Source organism: Streptomyces sp. NBC_00080, assembly GCF_045041255.1.
GTDB classification, from domain to species: Bacteria; Actinomycetota; Actinomycetes; order Streptomycetales; family Streptomycetaceae; genus Streptomyces; species Streptomyces coriariae.
In genome coordinates this window covers 256247-267938 of sequence record NZ_CP108236.1, presented here as the reverse complement: position 1 = coordinate 267938, position 11692 = coordinate 256247, and the positions used below count along the sequence as shown (strand labels likewise).

Below are 11692 nucleotides of genomic sequence, written 5' to 3'. Positions count from 1 at the left end.
CTGAGCCTGCGTAGCGCCCCCCTCAAGAGGAACAGGGCCACACCGGACACGAGCGCTGGCTCTCAGGCAGGACTCTTCAGTCTGCTGACCTTCGGCGTCCTCTACTGCTGCAGCGAACCCATTGGCTGCCTAGCAGAAGGCCTTGCGCAGTTCCGGGTGGATCCCTATCTGCGGGGCAATCTCGATGACGAACCGCCCAAGGCCGGCTTGATGGAGATTGGGCACGTCGCCTCGAGCTGGTGCACCGACCGGATCCTCGTACGCCTCGTTCCTCACGAAGAGACCCGCTTCCTCGACATCGACTGCGATAAAACGCGCTCCATCCTCAGCGAGGAACTGTCACAGGAGCTGGCTGCCCTGGGAGTCGAGGGACCTCTCACCGATGAGCACATTTACGGCAGGGACCGCCGCATCGGCCGACAGATCGCAGCCTGGGCCGTCGCCCAGCGCAACGAGGCGGGGCACATGCTGTTGCACGGAATCACCTACCGGTCGCTCTACGGCGGTCGCCGCTGCTGGGCGATCCTGCACACGGCAGAGCTACGGGAAGACGAGAGGCGCGAAATCCGGCCGGAATCAATGGATCTTCAGCAAGTGGCCCGCGAGTACGGCATCACCGTTCACTGACACCTGATGGTCAAGCCCGGGGAGCAGCTTCACCTGAACGAACGCCGTCACGAGTATGGCTGACGACCGATTGGACTAGTCCGGCATCCCCACCGCAGCATGAAACGCATGCTCACAGCCCCTCCGCCGCCTGGACGGTGGGATTTTGGTGTGGTTCCAAGGTGCAAAACCGTGGAGTTGTGGAACCCATACCGGGTACGCTTTCATCAACCACTCTGAGGAGCAGCAATGTTGACCACCCGACAGCTCTGGTTACGAGCCGACTGCGCGGCCCCAGCCAGCACCCCTCCAGCGATACCGCCACATGCCACCGCGTATGCCTCTCCTTGGCCCCGGCACTCCTCACCGCCCACTCAGCAGGGACAGAGCTATCGGCTCTGCTATCGCCGCGTCTGAGCAGGCGCTCGGCCTCCACGGCCAGCAGCCTCCGCGGCCCACACAGTCTTTGACGGCGCACGCCGGCGCCATTGACCTCCGCACCATGCCTCAAGCAAGGTGCTGGGAGGGATCGAGGAGATCATGCAAATTCAGCACGAGCGAACCATCGAAGAGCTCGCCGTCCGCGACATGACCGAACAGGCTCTGGGAGACATCGCCAAGTTCTTCCAGGAGCAGTACAGCCAACGTGTGACCGCCATCCTGGCCGGCGTCGACGACCCTAAACAGGTTGGACGCTGGATCAGGGGGGAGCACCAGCCGCGGTATGACTCCGAGCTGAGGCTGCGTACGGCATACCAGGTGTTCCGGATCATCACGCGAGCAGAGAACGCACATATCGCCCGCGCATGGATGATCGGCCTGAATCCGCAACTCGATGACGAATCACCTATCAACGCCATCGCGCACGAGCGCTACAAGGAAGTGCTGGCTGCAGCTCGCACCTATTGCGAAGGCGACCTGTGATCCGGAATTCAGCCCGGGAAGTGCCAAGGTCTCGGCGTCCATCGAGTCCTTACCGGCTGGCGGAGGACTAGCAGCGCTTCGTTAGGTTGCGGGCTGTCTGCGGCTGCTCTGATGGCTGGGCAGGGGTCGTCCAGAGGTGGTGCAGGTACCGGTCCAGCACCTCAGCAGGTCCTGAAGGAGGTCGAGGACCTGGTAGAGGGTCAGGCCGGTGCGTGGGCTTTTGGGTCGAGCCGCCTGAGGGTGAGGAAGGCCTGGGCGGCGGTGACGAGGGTGACGTGGTGATGCCAGCCGCGCCAGGTGCGGCCTTCGAAGTGGTCCAGGCGGAGGCCATGCTTGTTCGCGGTAGTCGTGCTCGATCCGCCAGCGCATCTTGGCCCACCGCACCAGGTCAGCGACTGGTGTGGCCGTCCGGCCACTCGACCAGGAGCGTCTGTGTGGGCAGAACACCGTCCTACCGGTTACGCCCGCCGCCTCGCGAAGCGTCGCCTGGGTTTCAGCGCGAGAGGCGGACCGATCTGACCGATGATGCGGTCGGCTGCCGACTTCGAGATGCCGAACAGCGGGGCGAGTTGGCGCAGTGTCAAGTTCGTGCGCCAGTAGGCCGCAACGAGCAGGAGACGGTCCTCCAAGGGGAGTCCCCACGGTCGGCCCCGTCGCACCACTGCAGCGTCCTGGCATCGGAGCACGGTCAGCAGCTTCCCAAACTGGCGCTGGCTCAACCCGGTGAATGGGTGTATCCAGGATGGTTCGGACGCCGTGATCACACCAGTCATAGCCAGACCTTCTCACCCACGATCAGCAGTCACAGGGCAGCCCTTAGGGTGAGCGGATGGTCGGACGAGATGTGGGGAAGATTCGGGCGGCGCTTCCTGCTCACGCGGTCGAGGTCGGGTCCGATCCGCTGGACCGACCGACGCGGAACTCCGTTGGCGGCTGGCCCTTCCTCGACGACACACAGGAGTGGCCCTCGTGTTTCTGCGGGGAGCAGATGGCCCTGTTCTTCCAGCTCGACGTACCCCCGGACCTGGGGCCTTTCGGTGGAGACCATCTACTGGCCTTCCACTGCCGTGCGCACAACGACGCGTCCGAACCCGAGATTGCTGACGGCCGGCTCGTGCCCGAGTATTGGGACGCTCCGCAACTGCCCTACCCGCGCCCGTTCTGGCGTGTCCTGCTCCAGCAACACGCGGTGCTTCCAACTGTGGAGCCCGAACCGTCCGTATGCGCACTGCCGCTGACGCTTCAGCCCTTCGTGGACACCCCCAACCCACGCGGGCTCGGAGCCCAGACGTTCAAGGTGGGCGGCAAACCCTCCTGGGCGCAGGACCCCGAGTACTACAAGTGCGCGTGCGGCGCCGATCTGGAGTACCTCTGCCAGGTTCCGGAAGGCATGGAATTCGCCGTCCATCCTGGCCAACCAGAGCAGCCCTACAGCGTCGGGGCCGACACCTACGGGCTGTTTCTTGGCAACGAGGTCTACCTGCTGGCATGCCCGGCCCACTGCCATCCGGCGGCGGTCTGGCCAGTGAACCAGAACTGAGTCCTCGTCATCACCGGCCTGCACAATCCCGTCCGCGCCCTCGACAACACGTCAGCGCACGTTCCGTAGATCGATTACGGGACAACCCATAGGTAGTGCCGCATCAAGCGACATTCGCCCTTTTCCGGTGGTTGAGTTGTCACCTGGTAGCGTCGCTCTCTTCGGCTGGGGCAGCCTGCTGGAGTCTTGGCGGGATGCACGGTGACTTCTCCAAATGGCGATGTCCTCGCCGCCGCGATGGCGAGGGTCGCGGAGACCTTCGGCGGTATGACGGCCCAAGCGGACGAGAGCGGCTGCGGCCGGTGCTTCGACGAGCGGGAGGTCGAGCTGCTGCGGCCCCCTGGCGTCCCTCTCCCGGCGGACCTTGTCCGTCGGGTCGCGCAGAAAGACCCCTTCCACTGGGATAGCCAGCCCGCGATCATTCGGCGGGTCCTGCCGCAGTTTGTCGTGGTGGTCGCCTAGGGCGAGGTCGAGCCCGATCTCATGGCCCGTGGACTGGCCGCGGCAGGCTGGGCGGGGTGGCCCGGCGAGCAGGCCGGCGCAGTGGCCGGTTTCCTGGAGGCGTGGTGGATACGTACCCTGCGGACGGCGTCGCCGCCCATCGCCGCGTGTGTGGTGTTCGAGAGCTGTGCGACTGCGAGCTCCTCGGTCACCCCGTGGCTCGCCCGCTGGGAGGCGGAAAGGAGCCCGGTCGCCCGCCGTCACCTGGCTGACAGCCTGGTGGCGGGAGGAGTTGACGTCCGGCGACTCGCCCTTCACCTGGTGGTGGGGAAGCGAGGCGGAGGAGCAAGCCGCGTGGCACGAGGTGAAGACATGGCTGGCCGGGCTGGCCCAGGGAGCCGTGGTGCCCGAAGGGTCGTGGCCCGGTCGGCGGTAGTGAACGCCGGCGCGGTCGGATTCAGGCGACATTCTCTCTGGCCACGACCTTGTGGAGGCGTGGGCACTCCAGCCAGAGCCCATGGTTCACGGCTGCTTTCGTCACCGATCGCTCCTCCTCGTGCCCGTAACCGTGGGTGTGGAGCATCTGGGCCACGGACGCATCGTGGTGGATGGCCAGGAACGCGGCTTCGGCGATCTTGTCGTGACCGGCAGCGAAGTACCGGCCAAATCCGATCTCCTTGCCGCAGCCGCAGTAGCAGCGTCCGGTGGCCTGGACCGCATCTGTCATGCAGTCAGCATGCTCCTTGGAATCCTTTGGAATCCAAGAATTCCAAGGTAAAGCCCAAGAACGCAAGGTCGTCTCCTGCGGTTCCGTCACCTATGACGACACCGTCGCGTGCTGCCGATGGCTAGCGGATCAGCTAAAGCATGGTGTCGTCTCCACACTGTAGGCGCCCAAGCGCGACGGCAAGGAGCCGCTGAGAAGGCATCTCCTGCCGTTTCGACCGGCTTCGATCCGTGGATTGCCGCCGCGAGCGCAGGTGCAGACGGCACGTCGGCGATGCCGCCTTTCCCTCGGAGCTGACGGGCGACATCGTTGAAGGCCTGTCCGTGAAGGCATACCTCGCCAAGCTGGCTGGAGAGAAGGAGCAAGAGCGAGCCTTGCAGACGGCGACCGCCGCTTTCCGCCGCGCGATCAGCGAGCCCGGCGTCATGGACGCCTTCGACGCCGAGTTCGGCGGGCTGCCGTCCGTCGCACACAACAACCGCCGGGCGGCCTGACCTGTGCCTCCCGTCGTATACGTCGACTACCGGTGGTTCCTCGAGCGCCAGGAAGAAATCCTCCGGGACGACCTGACCGTCAACGACTTCTCTGTGCTTGTCAGCATGGCTCAGCGCCACCGGGTCGACCCGCCCCGGCATGATCAGCACGATCCCGACGCCTACTGCCGGGCTGCCGTCATGCTGGAGGAGTGCGTGCTGCTGCGCCCGCTTCCGGCCCGCAATGAGGTGTACGGATACGGAGTCGCCATCGCCTACCTAGAGGCCTGCGGAGAACGCGTGGACACGAAGTTCGAGCTCTGGCGGGAGCTGATCTACGACATCCGGGAGCTGCGGCTGGACTCGTACGGCATCGCCGAGAGGCTGCGGTCCTGGCGCCAGGCCTGACCCTGACTGACGCTGCGTTCGCCCGGACCCTTCGTGCCGCAGTCCGGCGTGGCCGCGTCCGTGGCGTGGGGCAGGCAGCGACGCATTTGGCCTCTGGGTAGCGCCGTCCTGGCTCGGCACCGGCGAGCCCCTAGGCTCCGTCCGGTGGAGACGCTACTGATCATCACGGCTGCCACCCTGTGGGGCGGTGGCGCGGGCGTGCTCATACCCCGTCCCGCGTACCGGTTCTCCGTGCCGCCCGAGCAACCCTGGCGGTCGGCATGCCCGGCTGGCCATCCCCTCACCGGGACGGGTGGCGGCTGGCTGGGGCATGCCCGCTGCGCCGTAGGGGACACTTTCGGGCCGAGCACCCTCGCCGTCGCCTTCGCCACGGCCGTGGTGTGCGTTGTTCTTGCCGCCGCCACTGGTGCCCGCCCCGAACTGGTGGTCTGGCTGCTGCTCGTCCCGGTTGGCGTGCTGCTCGCCGCCGTCGACTTCACGGCGCACCGGCTGCCGGACGTGCTCACCCTGCCGCTCGCTGCGGCCGCGCTCGTCCTGCTCGGCGTTGCCGCGAGGTTGCCCAGTGCCGGCGGCAGCTGGACGTCTGCGCTGCTCGGCTCCCTCATCCTGGGCGCCTGCTACTTCGTGCTCTTCCTGCTCAGCAAGGGCTTCGGGTTCGGCGACGTCAAGCTTGCTCTCGTCCTGGGCGCTGTCCTGGGCTGGTACGGCTGGGCGATCGTCGTGGTCGGGACGTTCGCCGGGTACCTGCTGGGCGCTCTGTACGTCATCGTCCTCATCGTCACGGGCCGGGGCAGCCGGAAGACCAGGATCCCGTTCGGCCCGTTTCTTCTCGCCGGGGCGTTCGCCGGTGTGCTCCTGGGCTCCTACACCCGTTGATCCCCATGAGACGAGGCGGGCGGGACCCGCCACGGCCTCGCCCGGAGATGTCAGGGGCGGCGGGCGAGCAGTACGTCGAAGCGCGCGTGCTTGCTCAGGACGCCCGCGTCGGCGTGTTCGGTCAGCAGGGCGAGAGCGCGCTCCTGGCACGCTGCGATAGGCCATGCAGCCAGGACAACGTCCGGGCCCATCGCGTCCCACTCCAGGTCGGCGCGCGCTCGTCGGCGAGTGGCACGCGGCAGCCCCAGCGAAAGGGATCGGGAATTTCGCACGGCGATGAGCTCGGTCCTTGGGCCCGTGCGGCGGCCTTGAAGGCGGCTTCCGCGTCGCGCGGCCGTCCCATGGCCAGCTGAGTAGAGGCGCGTGAGCTCTGGAACTCGGCGAGGTTCATCCAGTACGCCAGAAGGGTCTATGCGGATGCCAGGTGGAGGAGTTCCGGGACGCCCTGGGCGCGGGCGTAGGGCTGGAAGCGGGGGAGGAGGTCGTCGATGAGGTGGACGCAGCGGGGTGCGCCGATGCGGCGGGCCAGGAGTAGTGACTGGGTGGCGGCGGCCGCGGCGGGTTCGGGTTCCTTCTGGTCGAGGTAGCCGGCGGCGCGGTAGGCGAGGAACACGCCGCGGGTTTTGTCCCGGGTGGTGGGTAGCAGGCGTTCGCCTTCGGTGATGAGCTGGTGGGCGCGGCCGGTGTCGCCGAGATCCAGGAGGGCCTGGCCGGAGTCCACGGCGAGGTCGGCTTCGGACACCCATGCGCACCAGGCGGGCCGGTCGTCACCGGCGTCATTGAGGTGCTGCTCGGCTGCGGAGAGCGCGCGCAGGACAGCCCGCGGTTCGCCTTTGTCGCCCTGCGCGGCGAGAGTGCGGGCGAGGCGCAGTTGGAGCAGGCAGCGTGCGGCCGGGTTGTCGGCGCGGGTCAGGGCGTGCTCGAGGATGTGGGTCGCGGTGGTGTGGTCGCCTCGCCAGGCGGCTTGGTAGGCGAGGTCGCTCAGGAGGCCGGCGCCCATGTCGTGGTTGCCTGCGGCGTGGGCGTTGTGCAGGCCGGCGATCCAGTACTGGCTGGCGTGGGTGTGGCGGCCGAGGTCGAAGCGGTGCCAGGCGATGGTCTGGGACAGGGAGGCGGCCAGGGTGTGCAGGCGCAGGCCGACGGCGGGGGTGTAGCGGCCGTGTGCGAGGCGGTCGGCCACGGTGGACAGGCAGGCGTCCAGGAGCGCGGGGGTGTGCTGGCGTTCGTCGGTGGGCAGGTCGGCGAGGCTCTGGGCGGTGTTCTCCAGGAGTTCGACGAAGTCCTCGCCGATTGGCCTGCCGTCGCGGCCCGGCGCGAGGGTGGTTGTGGGGCCTGTTGCCCGGTCGGCGGCCAGCGCGGACAGGGCGGCGCCGGAGATGGTCAGGAAGGTGCGGCGTTCCATCACTGTTCGCAGGGCCTCTCTGAGGGCGGGCACGAAGCTGTGGGGGCCGAGTGGGACTTCGCCGTCGGCGCTGAGGAGCAGCCAGTTCGGCCCAGTCGTCGGCGCGGACGATGTCCGCGGGCCGCCCGAGGGCTTCGGCGATGCAGATCTGGGGTTCCTCGTTGGGCTTGATGCCGCGTTGCCATTTGTTGCGGTCGCTCGTGCATTCAACGCTCAGGGCGCCTGGGGTGTGCTGAGGGCGATGGCCCGGTGGGCGTGGTGGGAAAGGTCGGCCACTCTGGGGTCGCGGTGCCAGGGCGCCATGGCCTGTACGACTCCGGTGAGGTACTCGGTTGCGCGGGCGGAGCGCACTCCACTGAGGATGCGGACGGCGCGATGGCCATCGGCTACGGCCCGGTCGAGGTCGCCCCGCTGGAGGTGGGCTGTTGCCATGACCGTCATGCGCAGGCCGACGGACCGGGTGAAGTCGCTGGCAGACATCGGCGCCGCCCGCTTGTTCCACCGCAGTGCGGCATCGGGCAAGTTCAGGTCACGGTGGATCTCGACTGCGTCGGCGGCCATCCGCGCCGGTGTGTAGTACCTGATCCACGCCGGCTCATCGCCGGGGGCTGTGTCGGCACGCTCCAGTAGCCGTTCTGAGGTGGTGAGGGCGGTGGCGGCGGAGCGTTTGTCGCCGAGCCGGGCGTGTGCGCGGGATTCGATGAGCTTGGCGAAGGCGAGGACCCGGGGAGCCGCGCTGCGGCGTCCACGGTCGTAGGAGCCCTGTGCCATGTCCACGGCCTCGTCGGGGTAGCCGCGAAGGGTGGTCTGGAGGGCCAGATTGGTCATCACGTGGATGCCGACGTTAAGGCTGCCTCCGGCTTTGGCCATGCGCAGGGCTTGTACGAAGTGGCGCTGGGCGAGGTCGTGGTGGCCCATGTCGAGCGCGCTCCATCCGGCGATGCGGGCGTAGAGCTCCTTGCCGACGGCGTCGGTGTAGTCGCCGTGCAGGAGTGGGATGGCATGCTTGCGCAGGATGCGGGTGACTTTGGAGGCTGCACGGGTGCCGCCGCCGAATTTTGAGTCCGAGCGCTGGGCGTGGGCAGCGGCTGCCCACAGGTCGTCCAGGTCGTGCTGGCCGACGCGGCGATCGCCGGGGTGGGCGGCGTCCGGGTCGGTGGGGACGGCGAGCCACCGGGTGATCGGTGTGCTGTAGGCGCTGACGGCGAAGCCGCTTGAGGTGGCGAGGAACTGACGGCGGTGCACGGTGCTCCAGAATCGAGTGGCGGTAGGACGGCTTCTTGGGTGTCCCGGGGGAAGTCCAGCCCCACCTGGCCGGGCTTTTCCCAGATCTCGGGCATGCCTATTTCGGCCGGGCTGACTGGGCGTCCTAGCCGGTCGGGCCAGTACCTGGGCGATGAACTCGGGAACCGGGGGCTTGGGGATCATTCCGCGGACTATCCAGTTCGCGACGCTGGTGTGGGTGTAGGAGCACGTGTGCCCGGCCCGCTGGGCCTTGGCGTTGACGAGGTGGGCGGAGTTCGTTGCGGCTGAGTTGGGATGCATCCCTCAACTCGGCCAGAGCCGGGTTGGCGGGTTCGTCCGGGTGCTGGCTGAGCGCCATAGCAGACGCCTCCTAGGGGCCAAGGCCAGCCGGATGCGTCGCCGAGCAGGCCAGTTGGGACTACCGAAGGTAGTGGCCTGCGTACTGAGACGGACGTGATTTTACGTTTGTGCGCCCCCTCGTGAGCCTGCCCGGCTCTCGCCTCCTGAAGGTTTCATGCATTTATCGCAACCACGTTCGACGACCGAATGCAGAGGTGAGGCGCCATGCAGACGAACGCTCCGGCCCGCACAGGGCGTTGGCGGCAAGACCAGCTGGTCGCGACGTGTCGCGGAGCATGGGGGCGATGGTCAGTGCCTCGCCCCAGTAGCGGCGCGCGGTGTCCTGGTCACCTGCGTCGTAGTAGAACCATGCGCAGTGCCCGGCGGTCTCCCCGGCAAGGAGTTGGAGTCGATTAACATGTCATGTCCAGGGCAATGAAGGGACGGTGTACATGAACGGATCCGCCTCCAACAGTTCGGTCAGTGTGGGCCTCGCACTGGGCGCGGCCCTGGTGTCGACGACGCTGCTCTGTACGCCGGCGACCGCGGCCGCCCCCGAGGGGGCCGGCAAGGGCCCAGGTGCGGCCGTCACCACGCCCGCGCACGGCGAACGGGCGTGTCCCGTCGTGTACTTCGACCTGGGAGAGACCCTGGTGCACACCGCCGCAGACGGCAGCACGACCTACCTGCCCGGGGCGTCCTCGTACCTGCGGACCCTGCGGGCACGCCACATCAGGGTCGGCCTGATCACCAATGTCCCGGCCGCCTGGGGCACGACCGACGCGGAGCGTGCCGCCCGGCTCCGGAGGGAGGTGGACGCGACGTGGCGGGGCCCGGCGGCCTTTGCCTGGGCGGACTTCGGCGACCGGATCCGTACACCGCGCACCGAGGCCGAACGCAAGCCGTCCCCGGTCCTGTGGCAGCGCGCCAAGGAGGACTCAGCCGGCTGCCGGGTCGTCTACCAGGCGGAGACTGCCCAGGAGGTGTCCGTCGCCTCCTCGCTGGGCTACGTGGCGTACCAGATCGGTCTGCCGCAGCGGCCCGCGTTCCTGCCGGCGGGACTGGTCGAACTCCTCGGACGTCGCCTCGCTTGAACGCAGCCACAGTCGCAGCCGGGACCGCCCGTCGACGTACGCCCTTGGTCCCGTCCCGGGGCGTACGACGACGGATCGGCGCCTGCGCCACGGCTACCGTGCCGGCGCCGCTTGCCAGGCTGATCTGCCGGTGGCCCGGTGGCCCGGTGGCCCGACGCGGCCGACGAGTCAGGGCGTCAGGCCGTCAGGTCGTTCGTGGTATCCGGGAGCCTGGTTCGGTTCGAGGGCCTCCTTGCGGCCGACGTCCCCCGCGTCCGCCAGGTCGGGTGCACCGTCGCCCGCCTCCGCCGAGGCGGGGCCACCGGCTCCCGCCCGGCCGCCCGCCCGCGGCGGCACCGCCCGATCCCCATCCTGGCCCCCGTGGGAGACCACCCCGCTGCGCAGCAGCGATTGGAAGGCTCCGAGCAGCACCGCCGTGGCCAGTGCGCTGTGCCACAGCAGGGCGTCGAGATGCCCGGCCGACAGGTACGCGCCCGCGGCGATCGCGGCAAGGGCGCACACCGCGCGGTCCACGATGCTCTCCACCGACAGGAGGGTGGCCCGCGGTGCGTGCGCGGGAACCGCGTCGTTGACCAGTTTGCGCTGGACCGGGAACGCGAACCCGGTGGCGGCGGCGAACAGGCAGAGCAGCACGACGACGACCCACGGCCCGCCGAGGGCCATGGCCGCCAGGGTGCCCGCCAGCGCGAGACTGAGGACGGACACCCAGGCGACCGGCGGCAGTCTGCGGCTGAGCCATTGGGGTCGCGCGGACGCCACCGCCTCCGCCACGGTCATCGCGGCCAGCACCCCACCGTGCGAGGCCTCGCCGATGCCGTGGTCCAGCAGGATCGGCTGGAAGAGATTGACCTGGCAGATGCGCGACAGCGTGAAGACCGCCACGCCCTGCACCATCACCAGCGCCAGCCACGGCGAGGAGGCGACGCAGCGTAGCGCGGTCCCCGCGTCCCGCAGGAAGGCGCCGCCCCGGCGCCCGCCGTCACTCCGGCCCGTGTCCGCTCCGGCATCCGCTCCAGCGAGGCGAGGCAGCAGCACGGCGCAGACGAGGGAGCCTGCCGCGCTCGCGGCGCTGAGCAGGTACGGGGCCGGGTGTGCGAGAGCCATCAAGGGTCCGACCAGCGGCCAGCACACCACCTTCGCCGTCAGCCCCAGTGCCCGCGCGGTGCCCTCCGCCCGCAGGTAGTGCTCGTCGCACCCTTGCGCCCGCAGCCCGTCGTACAGGTAGGCGCTCGCCGCGCCCGAGGTGAGCGACCGGCCGACGGCGATGGCCAGGAAGTGGAGGAGGAACCCCGTGTACGAGGCGCTGACCACCGGGGCCAGGTTCGCGGCCGTCATCACCACCGCGCCGGCCCGCAGGCAGTTGCGAGTTCCGATCCGGTCGGCGATCAGCCCGGTCGGAATCTCGAGCAGACAGAAAGCCACGTAGTAGATGCTCTGGATGCCGAAGATCTGTCCGTCCGAGAGGCCGGCCGCCTTCTGGTAGGCGTAGAACACCGGCATCCACCACAGCAGGTTGAACAGCAGCTGGAAGCCGTAGTTGAGCCGGATGATCCGGCGGGCGGTGTCGGTCGGGCCCGGGGACGCTCCGGTGCCGGGGCGTGGCCGGCCAGAACGCAC

At 68.6% G+C, this 11692-nt stretch carries 12 protein-coding genes and 2 pseudogenes; 7 read left to right on the top strand and 7 right to left on the bottom strand.

Annotated elements, in window-relative coordinates; translation table 11 throughout:
• Positions 1–156 precede the first annotated feature (156 nt).
• Positions 157–627, top strand: coding sequence for a hypothetical protein (locus tag OHU34_RS44945; RefSeq protein WP_327488283.1), 471 nt, complete (start codon positions 157–159; stop codon positions 625–627).
• Positions 628–1146: 519 nt separating this feature from the next.
• The gene (locus OHU34_RS44940) at positions 1147–1530 is read left to right on the top strand and encodes an XRE family transcriptional regulator (protein ID WP_142270075.1); all 384 of its coding nucleotides are present in this window, start codon (positions 1147–1149) and stop codon (positions 1528–1530) included.
• A gap of 200 nt (positions 1531–1730) precedes the next feature.
• Here OHU34_RS44940 and OHU34_RS44935 read toward each other — a convergent pair.
• Positions 1731–1981 (bottom strand): annotated as a pseudogene (locus OHU34_RS44935) (IS701 family transposase); the annotation flags it as partial.
• Positions 1982–2000: 19 nt separating this feature from the next.
• Positions 2001–2303 (bottom strand): annotated as a pseudogene (locus OHU34_RS44930) (transposase family protein); the annotation flags it as partial.
• A 215-nt stretch (positions 2304–2518) separates the two neighbouring features.
• Here OHU34_RS44930 and OHU34_RS44925 point away from each other — a divergent pair.
• Positions 2519–3070, top strand: a complete 552-nt coding sequence (locus OHU34_RS44925) for a hypothetical protein (protein ID WP_405772713.1) — start codon at positions 2519–2521, stop codon at positions 3068–3070.
• A 201-nt stretch (positions 3071–3271) separates the two neighbouring features.
• Positions 3272–3532, top strand: coding sequence for a hypothetical protein (locus tag OHU34_RS44920; RefSeq protein ID WP_142270073.1), 261 nt, complete (start codon positions 3272–3274; stop codon positions 3530–3532).
• Between the two features lie 436 nt (positions 3533–3968).
• Here the strand turns inward: OHU34_RS44920 and OHU34_RS44915 are convergent, their stop codons facing one another.
• The gene (locus OHU34_RS44915; protein WP_142270072.1) at positions 3969–4238 is read right to left on the bottom strand and encodes a hypothetical protein; all 270 of its coding nucleotides are present in this window, start codon (positions 4236–4238) and stop codon (positions 3969–3971) included.
• 497 nt (positions 4239–4735) lie between these two features.
• Here OHU34_RS44915 and OHU34_RS44910 point away from each other — a divergent pair, with 497 nt between their 5' ends.
• Positions 4736–5119 carry a toxin Doc gene (locus OHU34_RS44910; RefSeq protein WP_142270071.1) on the top strand — a complete coding sequence of 128 codons (384 nt, stop codon included), beginning with the start codon at positions 4736–4738 and terminating at the stop codon, positions 5117–5119.
• Between the two features lie 144 nt (positions 5120–5263).
• Complete coding sequence (locus OHU34_RS44905; protein WP_142270070.1) at positions 5264–5995, top strand: A24 family peptidase; 732 nt, start codon at positions 5264–5266, stop codon at positions 5993–5995.
• A 50-nt stretch (positions 5996–6045) separates the two neighbouring features.
• Here the strand turns inward: OHU34_RS44905 and OHU34_RS44900 are convergent, their stop codons facing one another.
• From OHU34_RS44900 to OHU34_RS44890, 3 genes are all read right to left on the bottom strand, one after another.
• Positions 6046–6267 (bottom strand): hypothetical protein, encoded by a 222-nt coding sequence (locus OHU34_RS44900; protein ID WP_142270069.1) that lies wholly within the window; start codon positions 6265–6267, stop codon positions 6046–6048.
• A gap of 137 nt (positions 6268–6404) precedes the next feature.
• The gene (locus tag OHU34_RS44895; protein ID WP_160160057.1) at positions 6405–7397 is read right to left on the bottom strand and encodes an XRE family transcriptional regulator; all 993 of its coding nucleotides are present in this window, start codon (positions 7395–7397) and stop codon (positions 6405–6407) included.
• A gap of 213 nt (positions 7398–7610) precedes the next feature.
• Positions 7611–8642 (bottom strand): sporulation protein, encoded by a 1032-nt coding sequence (locus OHU34_RS44890; RefSeq protein ID WP_235034756.1) that lies wholly within the window; start codon positions 8640–8642, stop codon positions 7611–7613.
• Positions 8643–9433: 791 nt separating this feature from the next.
• Here OHU34_RS44890 and OHU34_RS44885 point away from each other — a divergent pair.
• Positions 9434–10075, top strand: coding sequence for a hypothetical protein (locus OHU34_RS44885; protein ID WP_142270067.1), 642 nt, complete (start codon positions 9434–9436; stop codon positions 10073–10075).
• 168 nt (positions 10076–10243) lie between these two features.
• Here OHU34_RS44885 and OHU34_RS44880 read toward each other — a convergent pair whose 3' ends face one another.
• Positions 10244–11692 carry an MFS transporter gene (locus OHU34_RS44880; protein WP_235034793.1) on the bottom strand — a complete coding sequence of 483 codons (1449 nt, stop codon included), beginning with the start codon at positions 11690–11692 and terminating at the stop codon, positions 10244–10246.

Coding starts and splice junctions, on each gene's coding strand:
- OHU34_RS44940 (WP_142270075.1), top strand. CDS start 1,147: ATGCAAATTCAGCACGAGCGAACCATCGAAGAGCTCGCCGTCCGCGAC.
- OHU34_RS44915 (WP_142270072.1), bottom strand. CDS start 4,238: ATGACAGATGCGGTCCAGGCCACCGGACGCTGCTACTGCGGCTGCGGC.
- OHU34_RS44925 (WP_405772713.1), top strand. CDS start 2,519: ATGGCCCTGTTCTTCCAGCTCGACGTACCCCCGGACCTGGGGCCTTTC.
- OHU34_RS44895 (WP_160160057.1), bottom strand. CDS start 7,397: ATGGAACGCCGCACCTTCCTGACCATCTCCGGCGCCGCCCTGTCCGCG.
- OHU34_RS44885 (WP_142270067.1), top strand. CDS start 9,434: ATGAACGGATCCGCCTCCAACAGTTCGGTCAGTGTGGGCCTCGCACTG.